The 15,169-nt window shown below is 64.5% G+C and carries 12 protein-coding genes; 6 read left to right on the plus strand and 6 right to left on the minus strand.

The annotated features are described in order from the left end of the window. Positions 1–494: 494 nt before the first annotated feature. The 5 genes from X730_RS138895 (at position 495) to X730_RS138875 (ending at position 6,846) form a co-directional block, all read left to right on the plus strand. Positions 495–1,727, plus strand: a complete 1,233-nt coding sequence (locus tag X730_RS138895) for a 3-methyl-2-oxobutanoate dehydrogenase (2-methylpropanoyl-transferring) subunit alpha (protein ID WP_023710316.1) — start codon at positions 495–497, stop codon at positions 1,725–1,727. Between the two features lie 2 nt (positions 1,728–1,729). Further along, positions 1,730–2,743 (plus strand): alpha-ketoacid dehydrogenase subunit beta, encoded by a 1,014-nt coding sequence (locus X730_RS138890; protein WP_023745906.1) that lies wholly within the window; start codon positions 1,730–1,732, stop codon positions 2,741–2,743. 2 nt (positions 2,744–2,745) lie between these two features. After that, positions 2,746–4,149: a dihydrolipoamide acetyltransferase family protein gene (locus X730_RS138885; RefSeq protein WP_023754589.1), complete on the plus strand. Its 1,404-nt coding sequence runs from the start codon at positions 2,746–2,748 to the stop codon at positions 4,147–4,149. Between the two features lie 235 nt (positions 4,150–4,384). Then, a complete protein-coding gene (gene lpdA, locus X730_RS138880) occupies positions 4,385–5,773 on the plus strand; it encodes a dihydrolipoyl dehydrogenase (RefSeq protein ID WP_023827403.1) in 1,389 nt (462 codons plus the stop codon). Between the two features lie 206 nt (positions 5,774–5,979). Further along, positions 5,980–6,846 carry a glycosyltransferase gene (locus tag X730_RS138875; protein ID WP_023702534.1) on the plus strand — a complete coding sequence of 289 codons (867 nt, stop codon included), beginning with the start codon at positions 5,980–5,982 and terminating at the stop codon, positions 6,844–6,846. Between the two features lie 161 nt (positions 6,847–7,007). On the opposite strand, the gene X730_RS138870 is transcribed toward X730_RS138875, so the two are convergent. Further along, positions 7,008–8,111: a saccharopine dehydrogenase family protein gene (locus tag X730_RS138870; RefSeq protein WP_023754936.1), complete on the minus strand. Its 1,104-nt coding sequence runs from the start codon at positions 8,109–8,111 to the stop codon at positions 7,008–7,010. Between the two features lie 150 nt (positions 8,112–8,261). Between X730_RS138870 and X730_RS138865 the strand changes: the two genes are divergently transcribed. Further along, positions 8,262–8,690: an Lrp/AsnC family transcriptional regulator gene (locus tag X730_RS138865; protein WP_023672167.1), complete on the plus strand. Its 429-nt coding sequence runs from the start codon at positions 8,262–8,264 to the stop codon at positions 8,688–8,690. 178 nt (positions 8,691–8,868) lie between these two features. Here the strand turns inward: X730_RS138865 and X730_RS138860 are convergent, their stop codons facing one another. From X730_RS138860 to X730_RS138840, 5 genes are all read right to left on the minus strand, one after another. Further along, the gene (locus X730_RS138860; RefSeq protein WP_023827404.1) at positions 8,869–10,902 is read right to left on the minus strand and encodes an aldo/keto reductase; all 2,034 of its coding nucleotides are present in this window, start codon (positions 10,900–10,902) and stop codon (positions 8,869–8,871) included. 27 nt (positions 10,903–10,929) lie between these two features. Next, positions 10,930–12,009: a sn-glycerol-3-phosphate ABC transporter ATP-binding protein UgpC gene (gene ugpC, locus X730_RS138855; protein ID WP_023726711.1), complete on the minus strand. Its 1,080-nt coding sequence runs from the start codon at positions 12,007–12,009 to the stop codon at positions 10,930–10,932. Between the two features lie 13 nt (positions 12,010–12,022). Continuing rightward, the gene (locus tag X730_RS138850; protein ID WP_023672164.1) at positions 12,023–12,859 is read right to left on the minus strand and encodes a carbohydrate ABC transporter permease; all 837 of its coding nucleotides are present in this window, start codon (positions 12,857–12,859) and stop codon (positions 12,023–12,025) included. Next, entirely contained in the window at positions 12,856–13,716 is an 861-nt protein-coding gene (locus X730_RS138845; protein ID WP_023745911.1) for a sugar ABC transporter permease, read from the minus strand. Before X730_RS138845 ends, X730_RS138850 begins: the two co-directional genes overlap by 4 nt. Before the next feature lie 180 nt (positions 13,717–13,896). Next, positions 13,897–15,165 (minus strand): ABC transporter substrate-binding protein, encoded by a 1,269-nt coding sequence (locus tag X730_RS138840; protein ID WP_023726709.1) that lies wholly within the window; start codon positions 15,163–15,165, stop codon positions 13,897–13,899. Positions 15,166–15,169 lie beyond the last annotated feature (4 nt).

Genomic DNA, 15,169 nt, shown 5'->3' on the forward strand with positions numbered 1-15,169 from the left:
TTGGCGCTGCGGCGGACACATAGGGGGAGAGAAGTGTCACCTATGTATCCGGTTCAAAGTGTTACCCATCTATCGGCTGGACACGGCGAAGCCGAGACGGAGTGGGGGAGCCACGTGGCAATCGCCGCGAACGGACAAAGGAAGGGCACTATCTCAAGCATTGCCTAGCGCCCAAGGGTCGACCCCCACTCCGTCGAGCTTCGCTCGACACCTCTCCCCCGATCACGGGGAGAGGAAAGCGCGAGTTCGCCGACCTTGGTGCTTCATCTCTCCCGGATGCCGTGAAGTGACTATCTGCCGGAAATCCTGCAAAACTTTGCGCCTAATTGCGCGCTGCTCCCCAACATCGACAAGAAATTTCGCAGACATATCTGCATCTTGGGGTCGCCTGCCGGCCGTGACGCCGGATGGGTTGCGGCGCCCCATGAATTGGCGCTGTGCCGGGCGCGCGGATGTGCAAATATCGACGCCAGGCAAATGGGAGGACCATGGTCATGACCGATGCTGGGATGTTGCGGTTTCATGTGCCGGAGCCGGAAGTGCGGCCGGGCGGAACGCCCGACTTCTCCAACGTGCCGATCCCCAAGGCCGGCTCGGTGCCGCGACCGGACATCGATGTCGATCCGCGCACCATCCGCGACATGGCGTTTTCGATCATCCGTGTGCTCAACCGCACCGGTGAGGCGGTCGGGCCGTGGGCCGGGCTGCTCACCGACGAGGAGCTGCTCGAGGGGTTGCGCCACATGATGACGCTGCGCAGCTTCGATGCGCGCATGCAGATGGCGCAGCGCCAGGGCAAGACCTCGTTCTACATGCAGCATCTGGGCGAAGAGGCGGTGAGCTGCGCTTTCCGCAAGGCGCTGGCGCCAGGCGACATGAATTTCCCGACCTATCGGCAAGCCGGCCTGCTCATCGCCGACGGCTATCCGATGGTCACGATGATGAACCAGATTTATTCCAACGAGGCCGATCCGCTCAAAGGGCGGCAATTGCCGATCATGTATTCGTCGAAGGAGCATGGCTTCTTCTCGATCTCCGGCAATCTGGCGACGCAATACATCCAGGCGGTCGGCTGGGCGATGGCTTCCGCTATCAGCAACGATTCGAAAATCGCGGCGGCGTGGATCGGCGACGGCTCGACGGCCGAATCCGATTTCCATTCCGCACTGGTGTTCGCCTCGACGTACAAGGCGCCGGTCATCCTCAACGTCGTCAACAACCAGTGGGCGATCTCGACGTTTCAAGGCATTGCGCGTGGCGGCTCCGGCACCTTTGCCGCGCGCGGCCTCGGCTTCGGCATTCCGGCGCTGCGCGTCGACGGCAATGATTATCTCGCCGTGCATGCCGTGGCCAAATGGGCGGCGGAGCGGGCGCGGCAGAATCTCGGGCCGACGCTGATCGAACATGTCACCTACCGTGCCGGCGCGCATTCGAGCTCGGACGATCCGTCGGCCTATCGGCCGAAGACGGAATCCGACGCCTGGCCGCTCGGCGATCCGGTGATGCGGCTGAAGAACCATCTGATCCAACGCGGCGTCTGGTCGGACGAGCGTCACGCCCAGGCCGAAGCGGAAATCCTCGAGACGGTGATCGCGGCGCAGAAGGAAGCTGAAGGCCACGGCACGCTGCATGCCGGCGGCAAGCCGTCGACGCGCGAGATGTTCGAGGGCGTGTTTGCCGAGATGCCGCCGCATCTCAGGCGCCAGCGCCAGCAGGCGGGAGTCTGACCATGCCGAGACGGACCATGATCGAGGCGATCCGCGACGCCATGGACGTGTCGATGGCGCGCGACGAACGCGTCATCGTCTATGGCGAGGATGTCGGCTTCTTCGGGGGTGTCTTCCGCTGCACGGCAGGCCTGCAAGCGAAGTACGGCAAGAGCCGCTGCTTCGATGCGCCGATCAACGAATCCGGTATTGTCGGCTCGGCCATCGGCATGGCCGCCTACGGGCTGAAGCCATGCGTGGAAATTCAGTTTGCCGACTACATGTACCCGGCGTACGACCAGCTGACGCAGGAAGCAGCACGCCTGCGCTACCGCTCGAACGGCGATTTCACCTGCCCGATCGTTGTCCGCATGCCGACCGGCGGCGGCATCTTTGGCGGCCAGACGCACAGCCAGAGCCCGGAAGCGCTGTTCACCCATGTGTCGGGGCTGAAGACGGTGGTGCCGTCCAATCCGCACGACGCCAAGGGACTGCTGATCGCGGCGATCGAGGATCCCGATCCGGTGATTTTTCTGGAGCCGAAGCGGCTCTATAACGGACCGTTCGATGGCCATCACGACCGACCGGTGACGCCATGGTCGAAGCATGAACTGGGCGAGGTCGCCGACGGCCATTACACGGTGCCGCTCGGCACGGCGGCGATCCGCCGGGCGGGCTCGGCCGTCACCGTGCTCGCCTACGGCACCATGGTCTATGTCGCGCAGGCGGCTGTGGAAGAAACCGGCATCGATGCCGAGATCATCGATTTGCGGACCCTGCTGCCGCTCGATCTCGACGCGATAGTCGCTTCGGTGAAGAAGACCGGACGCTGCGTCGTCGTGCACGAGGCGACACTGACCTCCGGCTTCGGCGCCGAGCTGTCGGCGTTGGTGCAGGAAAATTGTTTCTACCATCTGGAAGCGCCGGTGGCGCGCGTCACCGGTTGGGACACGCCCTACCCGCATGCGCAGGAATGGGACTATTTCCCGGGGCCGGCCCGTGTCGGCCGCGCGCTTCTCGAAACCATGGGAGCCTAGGGATGGGCGAACACATCATCAAGCTGCCGGATGTCGGCGAAGGCGTCGCCGAGGCCGAACTTGTGGAGTGGCACGTCAAGGTCGGCGACCTCGTGCGCGAGGACTCGGTGCTTGCCGCCGTGATGACCGACAAGGCGACGGTGGAAATACCTTCGCCGGTCGATGGCGAGATCCTGTGGCTGGGCGCGGAGATCGGCGACACGGTGGCGATCGGCTCGCCGATCGTGCGGCTGAAAGTGGCGGGGGAGGGCAATGTCGGCGAAGGCTCGAAATTGTCAGAGGTCACGGCGGCACCGACCCCCACCCCTGCCGGGGCGAGCCACGGGTCTCGCCCGTCCTCCGGACCCCCACAAGAGGGAGGCGTTTCGGCCACGAAATCCGACGCCAAGTCGCCACCACCTGCACCAGCAGCCAAAAGCGCACGGGCAGCTGAGACTGAATCCCCCTCCCCCTTGTGGGGAGGGGCCAGGGGTGGGGGTACTGCGCCGACATCTAAAGGTGCGGCACCCACCGGCGCGCCGCGCCCGGAGGGCGAAAAGCCCCTGGCGTCGCCCGCCATCCGGCTCAGGGCGAAGGAGGCGGGGATCGATCTGCGCCAGGTGTCGGGTACCGGCCCTGCCGGCCGCATCAGCCACGAAGATATCGAGGCATTCCTGGCACGCGGACCGCAGGTAGCGAAGGCGTCGGGTCTGGCGCGCAATGACAGCGTCGAGGATATCAAGGTCATCGGACTGCGGCGCAAGATCGCCGAAAAAATGTCGCTGGCGAAGTCACGCATCCCGCACATCACCTATGTCGAGGAGATCGACGTCACAGCACTCGAGGAGTTGCGCGCGGCGCTCAACAAGGAAAAGCGCAAGGGTGTGGAGAGGCCGAAGCTGACGCTGCTGCCGTTCCTGATGCGGGCGATGGTCAAGGCGATTGCCGACCAGCCCAACATCAACGCGCTGTTCGACGACGAGGCCGGCATCATCCATCAGCATGGCGGCGTCCATATCGGCATTGCCGCGCAGACGCCGTCGGGCCTGGTGGTGCCGGTGGTCAAGCACGCCGAGGCGCGCGACCTCTGGGATTGCGCGGCCGAGCTCAACCGCCTGGCCGAAGCGGCGAAGTCCGGCACGGCCAGCCGCGACGAGCTGTCGGGATCGACCATCACCATTACCTCGCTCGGCGCCATGGGCGGCGTGGCGACGACGCCGGTCATCAATCATCCTGAGGTGGCGATCGTCGGCGTCAACAAGATGATGGTGCGGCCGGTCTGGGACGGCACCCAGTTCATCCCGCGCAAGATGATGAACCTGTCGTCGAGCTTCGATCACCGGGTGGTCGACGGCTGGGATGCGGCGGTGTTTGTGCAGCGGATCAAGGCGCTGATTGAGACGCCAGCGCTGATATTTGTGGATTGAGGGGCGGAACGACCGAGATGACGGCGGGACAGCGCCCCCCTCTGCCTTACCAGGCATCTCCCCCACAAGGGGGGAGATTGGACGTCACGCAGGGTTTCGCCAATCTCCATCGTTGCAGGAATGAGCGAAGCGAAGAAGCTGCTGATCTCCCCCCTCGTGGGGGAGATGTCCGGCAGGACAGAGGGGGGCGCGAAGGATCGCGACGGAACATTCCCTCGCATCAAAGGGTCACGCCATGAAAGAAATCTCCTGCAAGCTGCTGGTCATCGGCGCCGGGCCCGGCGGCTACGTCTGCGCTATCCGTGCCGGCCAGCTCGGCATCGATACGGTGATCGTTGAAGCCGGCAAACCGGGCGGCACCTGTCTCAATGTCGGCTGCATCCCGTCCAAGGCGATGATCCATGCGGCGGAAGAGTTCGAGAAGGTCGCGCATATGGCCGGCGGCAGCAGTCCGCTCGGCATCTCGCTAGCAGCGCCCGTGCTCGATCTCGGCAAGACGGTTGCGTGGAAGGACGGCATTGTTAGCCGGCTGACCGGGGGCGTTGCCGGGCTACTGAAGAAGGCCAAGGTCAAGACCGTCTATGGCTGGGCGACGTTCCGCGACGGCAAGACCGTCGCGGTCGAGACCGAGACCGGCACCCAGATCATCCGCGCCGAAACGGTTGTGATCGCCACCGGCTCGGCGACGGTGGAACTGCCGTTCCTGCCGTTCGGCGGCCCGGTGATTTCATCCACAGAAGCGCTGGCTCTCGGCGAGGTGCCGAAAAAGCTCGCCGTGGTCGGCGGCGGCTATATCGGGCTGGAACTCGGCATGGCGTTCGCCAAAATGGGCGCCGCGGTGACCGTGGTCGAGGCGCTGCCGCGCGTGCTGGCGCAGTATGATGCGGAACTGACCCGGCCGGTGGTGAAACGGCTGGCCCAGATCGGCGTCGAGGTGATGCTTGGCGCCAAGGCCAAGGGGGTCAAGGGCGACGCGCTGCTGGTCGAGACCGCGGACGGCAAGAGCACCAAAATCGCGGCAGACAAGATCCTGGTCACGGTCGGCCGCAAGCCGGTGACGGAGGGCTGGGGCCTCGATCAGATCGATCTCGACGTGGCCGGCAAGTTCATCAAGATCGACGACCAGTGCCGCAGCTCGATGCGCGGCATCTATGCCATTGGCGACGTCACCGGCGAGCCGATGCTGGCGCACCGGGCGATGGCGCAAGGCGAAATGGTGGCCGAGATCGTCGCCGGCCACAAGCGCAGCTGGGACAAGCGCTCGATCCCGGCCGTCTGCTTCACCGATCCGGAGCTGGTGACGGCAGGGCTAACGCCGGAGGAGGCGAAGGCTTCAGGCGAAATCAAGATCGGCCAGTTCCCCTTCGCCGCCAACGGCCGGGCGATGACGAAACTCGGCGAGGACGGGTTTGTTCGTCTTGTCGCCCGCGCGGACAACCATCTGGTGCTGGGCATCCAGGCGGTCGGGCAAGGCGTGTCGGAACTGGCGGCGGCGTTCGGCCTGGCGCTGGAAATGGGCGCGCGGCTGGAGGATATCGCCGGGACCATCCATGCGCATCCTACGCAAGGCGAAGGCTTCCAGGAAGCGGCGCTGAAGGCGCTGGGCCACGCGCTGCATGTTTGAAGTGCGCTTACCCTCCCCCTTGTGGGGAGGGTCGATCCGCGTAGCGGAGCGGGGTGGGGGTCCTCGCCGACCGTCAGCGCTCACCCCCACCCCGTCTCGCCATCTCCGCTTCGCTCCGACCGCGAGCCGACCCTCCCCACAAGGGGGAGGGTGGCCGCCCAGCCGTTGGTTGTCGCAGATCAGCGGAATGTACTAAGTGTCGGTCCATGGACACCGGCCTGAAGAAATACATCGCCATACGCTACAACATCGCCGCTGGCTTCAAGCCAAGCCAGTGGGACGGAAAGGGCCGCGCCAATCTCGACCCGGTCTGGCTGGTCGAGCGCCTGGCGTTGTTCGACACCTATTGCGCGTCGTCGCTCGAAGGCCAGTCGCTGAAGGATTTTACCGTCCTTGTGGCGTTCGATGCCGATACGCACGAGAACTATATTCGCACCGTGTGCAGCTGCGTGGCCGGTGTCGACGTCAGGCCGATCCTTGTCGAGGCCGGCGACGATTACAACAATCGCTTCAATGCTTTCGTCCACGACGACAGCGATGCCGAGTATGTCTCGCTAACGCGGCTCGACAGCGACGACGCGCTGGCGCCGACCTTCATGGAGCGCGTCGACCACTACGCGCGCCGGGAGATCGAAAAGCGTGTGGTGGACCTGCAGCCGCTCTACATTGCCTTTCCGGACGGCCAGAATTTCGAGACGGCAAGCGGACGCTACACGCACCACGACTATGTCACGTCGGCGTTCGGCACGCTGGTCGAAAGGAGATCGCCGGCGATGAGCGGCGTCTACAGCGAGCACCACGCAAAAATGGCGACGCGCTTCAACACCGTCGTGGCGGCATCGAAGGGCGCGCAATGGTGCATCGTCATCCATGACAACAACGCCGCCAACGTGTTGAGGGGGAAGCCGGTCTCGGGGCCCTCCTTCACGGTGGGCCGACCGGGTGTCGAACCCAAGGTGCCAGCGCGAAGGCAAAGCGCGCCACGACAGGCGACGCAGCCCCGCATGGCGCCGCGGACCGCGGGCAACTTCATCCGGTTTCTGCTCGGACGACCGATGGCTCTGCGGAAGTAGCGGGCGCTTTACCCTCCCCCTTGTGGGGAGGGTCGATCGCGGAGCGGAGCAGGGTGGGGGTCCTCGCCAACCGTCGGCGCTCACCCCCCACCCCGTCTCGCCATCTCCGCTTCGCTCCGATTGCGCGCCGACCCTCCCCACAAGGGGGAGGGTGAAGTAGCTCAGCTCGCCAGCCGGCTCACCATCTCGTGCTGCGCATAAGCGCGCCCAAAACGATTGGCGAGAAACGCATCCAGCGCGATGTCTTCCTGCTTGACGAAACCGGTCGCCGGCAAGGTGCCGTCGGCCAGCATGTCGAGCACGGCGCAGATGCCTGAGGCAGTGGTGATCTGGATTGCGCTGCGCACCTGGCTGCCAATGCGCTGCGAATAGATCTTGTTGGCGTAGGTTTCCTGCAGCAGGCGGCCATTGCGGCGGCCCGAGACGGTGACGAAGACGATGACCACGTCCTGCAGCGTTGCCGGCAGGGCGCTCTCGAAAATGTCCTTCAGCACGTCGCGGCGGTGGCGCAGGCCGAGATCGTTGAGCAGCGCCTTCATGATCGCCGCGTGGCCGGGATAGCGGATGGTGCGGTAGTTCAGCGTGCGCACCTTGCCCTTCAGCGTCTCGGCCAGCGTGCCGAGACCGCCGGAGGTGTTGAAGGCCTCATAGGTGACGCCGTCGAGCGAGAACTCTTCGCGCTCCTCCAGCGGCGGCACCTCGATCAGCTCGCCCTCGACGATCGCCTCGCAGGGTTCGCAATATTCGTTGATGACGCCGTCGGTGCTCCAGGTCAGATTGTAGTTCAGCGCATTGGACGGGTATTGCGGCAGCGCGCCGACGCGCATGCGAACGCTTTCCAGCGTGTCGAAGCGGCTGGCGAGATCATTGGCGACGATCGAGATGAAGCCCGGCGCCAGGCCGCATTGCGGAATGAAGGCGCTGTTGCCCGACTTGGCCAGCTCCTTGACGCGGCGGGTCGAGACGACATCCTCGGTCAAATCGAGATAGTGCACGCCGGTGGCGGCGGCCGCTTCGGCGATGCGCGTGGTCAAATGGAAGGGGGCGGCGCTCAGCACGGCGAAGGCGCCGGCAAGGGCGGCCTCGAGTGCGCCCGGCGCTGCGATATCGAGCTCCAGCCCCTCGACGCCGGCGGGAAGTTCGGCCGCGGCAAACTGCGCCGCCGCGCGGTCGACAACGGTGACGTGGTAGTCGCCGCTGTCGGCGAGCATGCCTGCAATGGTGGAGCCGATCTTGCCGGCGCCGACGACGATGATTTTCTTCATGACCTTGCCCCTCGTGAAAACTCTTTGGCCCAGACCGCCGCGCGGTGGACGCGATGCCTTCAAGAATCGCAGCTTGCCTGTCGAAAGGAAGCGTGGGATCGTTTGAAATGAACCCTGCACTTGAACGATACGCCGACGAGGTTCGTCGAAATGCTCAGTGACGCCGAACAAAAACTGCTTTCCCTGCTGCGCGCCAATGCCCGCGCGTCGACCACTGAGCTGGCGCGCCAGCTCGGCGTTTCGCGCACGACAGTGCAGAGCCGGATCGAGCGGCTGGAACAGCGCGGCATCATCACCGGCTATGGCGTGCGGATGGCGCCGGACTACGAGCAGGGGCTTGTGCGGGCGCATGTGCTGCTCACCGTCACGCCCAAGCTCGCCGACAAGGTGGTGCGGGCGCTGCAGGCGCTGCCGCCGGTACGGACGCTGCACTCGGTGAGCGGCAATTTCGACATGATCGTCATCGTCGACGCGCCGTCGATCAGGGATCTGGATGCGTTGCTGGACGAGATCGGGGCGATGGACGGGGTCGAGCGGACGTCGTCGTCGATTATTTTGTCGACACGGATCGATCGGTAGGTGGAACGCATGAGCTGCTAATCTCCCCCCTTGCGGGGGAGATGGCCGGCAGGCCAGAGGGGGTCGTTCGACTGGGCTCGGCCTACCTGCCGCTGCAGAAGGAGGTTAGCGCTCCACGCGAGGCGACCCCCTCTGTCGCCTTCGGCGACATCTCCCCCTCAAGGGGGGAGATTAGCTGCTAAGCCCGCCGCCTTTCCGGCCCGCTATCCAGCCACGCCACATCCTCCGCCGACAGCTTGATATCCAGCGCCTTCAAACTGTCCTCCAACTCGTCCAGCGTGCGCGGGCCGACCAACGGCACCGACGGAAAGGGCTGCGCCAGCACATAGGCGAGCGCGATGTGGATCGGACTTTTGCCCAGGCGCTGCGCCAGCTCGATGGCGCGGTCGCGGCGGCCGAAATTTTTCTCGGAATACCAGACCCGCACCAGCTCCTCATTGTCCTGCTTGTCGCGGCCGGCGCGGTCGGTGAAGAAGCCGCGGCCCTGGCTCGACCAGGCGAAGTTGGGCATCTGCCTTTTCGTCAGCCAGGATTTCCAGTCGTCGGTCGACGAGGTGATGCAGCCGGCCCAGATCGGCTCCAGCATCTCGGCCAGCGAGAAATTGTTGGAGAGCACGCCGGGCTTCTGCTTGCCGGTGCGCTCGGCATAGGCAATCGCCTCGTCCATGCGCGCCATCGTCCAGTTCGAGCCGCCGAACGGGCCACGGATGCGGCCGGCCTTGGCCTCGGCGTCCATGGCGTCAACGAACTCGCCGACCGGCACATCCGGGTTGTCGCGGTGCATGAAATAGAGGTCGACATGGTCGGTCTGCAGCCGGTCCAACGACTGGGCGAGCTGCTTGCCGATGACATCGGGATAGCAGAGCGGCGAGTGGGCGCCCTTGGCGATGATCACCGACTGCTCGCGCACGCCGCGATTCCTGAGCCACTGGCCAAGCAGCGTTTCGGTGTAGCCGCCGCCGTAGACGTAGCCGGTGTCGAACAGATTGCCGCCGGCCTCGAAGAAGGCGTCGAGCAGGATTGCGCCCGACGAGAAGGTGCGGAAATCCTCGAAGCCGAGCGCCACCACGGAGGCCGGCTTCGACAGGCCCGGAATCTTGCGCTTGCCGATGGCGGTGCCGCCGGTGCGCAGCGGCCGGCCCGAAAGGGTGTTGGTTCGCTTAGCCGGCTTTTCGATTTCATATTCGAGCCCTACGGCAGCGCGCCATTTGTCGAGCACACGCAGCGTGCCGAGACTGTCGGCCCAGCTCATGCCCGGCCAGGCGAACTCCTGTTTGCCGGCCAGGATCGCCTCGCCGGCGGCGTCGACCTCGAAGGAATAGAGATGGCGGGTTTCGTTGACGCTGATGGTCTCGCGCGTGTCGTCGGCGAGAATTACATCGATCCGGCCAGGGCCGCCATCGCGGTTGCCGCCGCCGGCGAACCAGAAATCCGGCACCTCGATGCGGCCCTTGGTGCCGAGGATGCGCAGGACATTGTCCTGTTTGAGCGAGATGCTGCAGGATACCTCGGCGACGATGCCACCGGGAAAATGCAGCAGCGCCGAGGCCCATTCGTCGACGCCGGACTTGCCGAGATGGGCGGTGCCGACAACCTTGTCCGGCTCGGCAAAGGGTTTTCCAGTCGCAGCCCCGGCAATCAGCCGCACCATCGAGACGGGATAGCCGCCAACATCGAGGATGCCGCCGCCGGCGAGATCGTTGGCGTAGAGCCGGTGCTCGGGCATGAAGCCCGGCATGGCGAAGCCGAAGCTCGACTTCATCAGCCTGACATCGCCGATGACGCCCGACTTGATGAGTTCCACCAGCTTCGCCGTCTGCGGGTGCAGCCGGTACATGAACGCTTCGCCGAGGAAGGTGCCGGCCTTGCGCGCAGCATGGATCATGGCGTCGGCCTCGAAGGCGGTCAGCGCCAGCGGCTTTTCGCACAGCACATGCTTGCCGGCTTCCGCCGCCTTGATTGCCCATTCGGCATGGCCGGGATGCGGGATGGCGATATAGACGGCATCGACCTCGGGGTCGGCGAGCAGCGCGTCGTAACCGTCGAGGATGCGGGCGCCGGGAAACGTCTCGGCCAAGCCTGCCTTGCCGGGATTGCGGGCGCCGAGCGCCACGATCGTGCCGGTGCGCGAGCCTGCCACGCCGCGGGCGAACGCTTTGGCGATGTCGCCGGGCCCAAGTATCCCCCAGCGGATGGGCGCGGTTGCAGTCATGATCATTCTCCTTGCATAGCTGGAAGGTCAGCGCAGCCGCTGGCCGTTTTCATCGAACAGATAGGATTTGCGGATGGACACGGTGATCTCCTGGGTGTCGGGGACCTTTGCCGCGTCGCGCTGGATCACCAGGTCTTCGCCATGGGCGGTCCTGGCATAGATGAAGCTGGTGCCGCCGAGATGCTCGACCACGTCGATGCCGACAGTGAGGTCGGCGTCGCCTTCGCCGCCATTGCCGAAATGTTCGGGCCGCACGCCGACAATGACCTTGGCTCCTGTTTGCGGCACGGCGCCGGTCAATGGTTGCATAATGCGGGTCTTTTCCTCGCCCACCAGCTCGACGGTGACGCTGCTCGTGTTGCGCCCGACGACGCGGCCCTTGATGAAATTCATCTTCGGCGAGCCGACAAAGCCGGCGACGAACTGGTTGTCGGGATTGTCGTAGAGATCGAGCGGCCGGCCGATCTGCTCGACATGGCCACCGCGCAGCACGACGATCCGGTCGGCCAGCGTCATCGCCTCGGTCTGGTCGTGGGTGACATAGATCATCGTTGTGCCGAGTTCCTTGTGCAGGCGCGAGATCTCGACCCGCATCTGGACGCGCAGCTCGGCGTCGAGATTGCTCAACGGCTCGTCGAACAGGAAGACTTGCGGCTCGCGCACGATGGCGCGGCCAATGGCGACGCGCTGGCGCTGGCCGCCGGACAATTGCCTGGGCCGCCGCGCCATCAACTCTGTGATGCGCAGGATTTCGGAGGCCCGCTTCACCCGCCGCTCGGTGTCCTCCTTGGGGTTGCCGGTCATCCTGAGGCCAAAGCTCAGGTTCTGCTCCACGCTCATGTGCGGGTAGAGCGCGTAGGACTGGAACACCATGGCGATGCCGCGCTCGGCCGGCTCGACATCGTTCATCACCTTGCCGCCAATGGCGATCTCGCCGCCGCTGATATCCTCCAGCCCGGCGATCATCCTGAGCAGCGTCGATTTTCCACAACCCGACGGGCCGACAAAGACGACGAACTCGCCATCGGCGATATCGATGTTGGCGCCATGGATGATCTCATAGACGCCGAAGCGTTTTACGACATTGGTGAGGGTGACTGCCGCCATATCGCTGTTGTCCCTACTTGACGGCGCCGGCGGCGATGCCGGCGATGAAATGGCGCTGCAGCAGAACGAAGACGACCAGCATCGGTACGGTCAACATGACGGCGCCGGCCATGATGCCGCCCCATGAGACCTTGGTCAGGCCGATCAGCGTGCCGAGCGCCACAGGGGCCGTCATCGCGCCGGGCTGGCTGTTGATCAAAAGCGGCCAGAGATAATTGTTCCACGAGGCGAGGAACAGGATGATGGCGAGCGCCGCCAGCATCGGCCGCGCCAGCGGCAAAGCGACGAACAGGAAGATACGCCATTCCTTGACGCCCTCGACACGTGCCGCGTCGAAAAGGTCGGCCGGCATCATCGAGAAAGCCTGGCGCATGAACAGCACGCCCAGCGAATTGAACAAGGGTGGCACGATCAGCGCAATCCAGGTGTTGGCGAGCTGGAAGTCGCGCGCCACCATGATGAATTGCGGGATCAGCACCACCGCATAGGGCAGCGTGATGGTGCCGAGGATGATCGCCACCACCGCGCCCTTGCCGAAGAACTGATAGCGGGCGAGCGCCCAGCCGGCCATCGAGGTCAGCAGCACCGAGAAGAAGGTGTAGGTCACCGCCACCGCCACCGAAATGCCGATGGCGCCGACGAAATTGGTGTCACGCTGCAGATTGTTGAAATTGTCGACGAAATTGCCGTGCGGCAGAAGCTCGATGCCGGGGCTGAAAATGCCGTTGTCGGGCATGGTCGAAAACACCACCATCATCCACAGCGGAAACAGCCAGATCACCGCCAGCGGCGTCAGGACCAGATGCAGCAGGACGCTGCGGCCGAGCCGGCGTTGCGACAGCGAACTCATTTCGGCTCTCTTGTCAGCCACAGCTGCACCAGCGTGATGGCGATTGCCAAGCCCGCCATGGTGTAGGCCACGGCCGAGGCGTAGCCGAAATTGAGCGAGCGAAAACCCTGGCGGTAGAGCAGCAGGCCAAGCGTCTCGGTGCCGCCGCCGGGGCCGCCGCGCTCGGTGATCAGGAACGGCTCGGTGAACAGCTGCATGGTGCCGATGATCGACAGCACGGCGCAAAACACGATGACCGGCTTGAGCAGCGGCAGCGTTATGTAGAAGAACTGCTTGAGCTTGCTGACGCGGTCGAGCGTCGCTGCTTCATAGACATCCTCGGGGATCGACTGCAGGCCGGCGAGCAGGATGATGGCGTTGTAGCCGGCCCAGCGCCAGGTTACCGCGATCATGATCAGCGCCATGGCCGGTGTGACGTTGGAGAACCAGTCGATCTTGGACAGGCCGACGCCGGCGAGCAGCTTGTTGATGATGCCGAAATCGAGATTGAACATCAGCCGGAACACGGCGGAATAGGCGACCTCGCCGACCACCACCGGAGCGAAGAAGGCGAAGCGGTAGAGGCCACGTGCTTTCAGCAGCGGCGAGTTCAGCAGCACCGCCATGACGATCGCCAGCGAGATCATCACCGGCACCTGGATGACGAGGATGAGCAGCGTGTTCTTCAGCGCGTTGAAGAAAGCGGGGTCGCCGATCAGGCGGCCCCAGTTGAACGTCGGCGCAAAGCGCCAGGGCACCGTGCGCGTCGCCTGGAAGGAAATCATGAACGAGGAGATGATCGGCCACACCCAGAAGATGGCAAAGATCAGAAGGTAGGGCGTAAGGAAGCGATAGGCCGTGGCGTTCTGGTAGCGCATGGTTTCCTCCTCCTTCCTCTTTCCCGGCTGATATCCGGCGTGTTGTTAGCCGGCGTCAATTATTAAGGCCGTCCCCTCTCCGTCACTATACGGGGAGAGGATGCCGGCAGGCAGGTGAGGGGCAGCGCCAACAGTCCGGCAAATTGCCCTATATCTGGCCCGCCAGCATCACCGCCTTGGTCACTTGATCGGCAGTCCCGTCGCCGAAGCGATCTGGCTGGCGGCGTCGTCGAGGGCGGCCTTGGCATCGGGATAGCCGCCGCCGAGATATTTGGTCTGCACGGCGCGCATGATGATTTCGGCGTCGCTCTGGAACGGTGTGCCGCGGCTCGGCACCACCTTGGGCAGCGTGGCGAGAATGTCCTTCCACACTGCCTGGCCGCCCCAATAGGGCAGGCCCTGCGAGACGTAGGGGTCGTCGAGGGCTGAGATCAGTGACGGCACCAGGCCGAAATCCCTGAGCATGGTGATCTGGCCTTCATTGGTCTCGAGCGTGTATTTCAGATAGGCGTAGGCGGCCTCCTTGTTCTTCGAGGCCGAGGTGATGGCGAGCGACGAGCCGCCGAGATTGGCCGCGCGGGGGCCGTCGGCGGTCAGGCTCGGCATCAGATAGACACCCCATTTGCCGTTTTCGCCGGCCGATTCGGTGCGGATGGTGCCCTCATACCAGCCGCCATAGACCTGGGTGGCGACGGTGCCGGCGGTGTTGTTGGTGATCTTGGTGCCCCAGTCGGCCGACGAGATGATGCCGGCGTCCTTCATGTCCTTGATCTTGGCCAGCGTGTCGACGCATTTCGGCTGGTTGACGGTGATCGACTGCCCATCGGCGGCGAAATAGCCGCAGCCCTGTTCGTTGGAAATCATGCGGAAGAATTCGGTGTCGCCGTTGAAATCCGCATTGGTCATGGTGACGCCGGGATTGGCGGCCTGGACCTTCTTGCCGGCGGCGATGAAATCGTCCCAGGTCTTGATCGAGGCCGGATCGACGCCGGCCTTCTCGTAGAAGTCGCGGCGGTAGAAGGCGGCGACCGGGCCGGAATCCCACGGCATGGCATAGGCCTTGTCGCCGACCTCCAGTTCGGTGCGCTTGAAATCCGGGAATTTCTTCTGGTCGTCGGCGGTGTAGCCCAGCGTGTGCAAATCGACGAAGCAATCGGGGAACTGGCTCCAGTAGTTCTCGGCCTCGCCGTTTTCGATCGAGACGATATCGGGCAGGCCGACGCCGCCGGCCGCACAGCCGGCGATCGACTTGTCATAGGTCGGCTGGTTGCCGAGATCCTGAACGGTGACCTTGACGTCGGGATACTGTTTGTTGAAGCCGGCCACCGTAGCCTTCAGCGACGAAGCGGCGATATTCCAGCTCCAGATCGTGATTTCGCCGGACTGCGCCAAAGCCGGGGCTGAGCCCAGGCCAAGCGCCAGCGCGGCACAGATCAGTGTCGTGCGCATTGAA

This window comes from Mesorhizobium sp. L103C131B0, assembly GCF_000502275.1.
Lineage (GTDB): Bacteria > Pseudomonadota > Alphaproteobacteria > Rhizobiales > Rhizobiaceae > Mesorhizobium.

Bases quoted from the DNA above. Each gene is read 5' to 3' on its own strand.
- X730_RS138875 (WP_023702534.1), top strand. From the start codon at position 5,980: ATGGACACCGGCCTGAAGAAATACATCGCCATACGCTACAACATCGCC.
- X730_RS138885 (WP_023754589.1), top strand. From the start codon at position 2,746: ATGGGCGAACACATCATCAAGCTGCCGGATGTCGGCGAAGGCGTCGCC.
- lpdA (WP_023827403.1), top strand. From the start codon at position 4,385: ATGAAAGAAATCTCCTGCAAGCTGCTGGTCATCGGCGCCGGGCCCGGC.
- X730_RS138845 (WP_023745911.1), bottom strand. From the start codon at position 13,716: ATGCGCTACCAGAACGCCACGGCCTATCGCTTCCTTACGCCCTACCTT.
- ugpC (WP_023726711.1), bottom strand. From the start codon at position 12,009: ATGGCGGCAGTCACCCTCACCAATGTCGTAAAACGCTTCGGCGTCTAT.
- X730_RS138870 (WP_023754936.1), bottom strand. From the start codon at position 8,111: ATGAAGAAAATCATCGTCGTCGGCGCCGGCAAGATCGGCTCCACCATT.
- X730_RS138860 (WP_023827404.1), bottom strand. From the start codon at position 10,902: ATGACTGCAACCGCGCCCATCCGCTGGGGGATACTTGGGCCCGGCGAC.
- X730_RS138895 (WP_023710316.1), top strand. From the start codon at position 495: ATGACCGATGCTGGGATGTTGCGGTTTCATGTGCCGGAGCCGGAAGTG.
- X730_RS138850 (WP_023672164.1), bottom strand. From the start codon at position 12,859: ATGAGTTCGCTGTCGCAACGCCGGCTCGGCCGCAGCGTCCTGCTGCAT.
- X730_RS138840 (WP_023726709.1), bottom strand. From the start codon at position 15,165: ATGCGCACGACACTGATCTGTGCCGCGCTGGCGCTTGGCCTGGGCTCA.
- X730_RS138865 (WP_023672167.1), top strand. From the start codon at position 8,262: ATGCTCAGTGACGCCGAACAAAAACTGCTTTCCCTGCTGCGCGCCAAT.
- X730_RS138890 (WP_023745906.1), top strand. From the start codon at position 1,730: ATGCCGAGACGGACCATGATCGAGGCGATCCGCGACGCCATGGACGTG.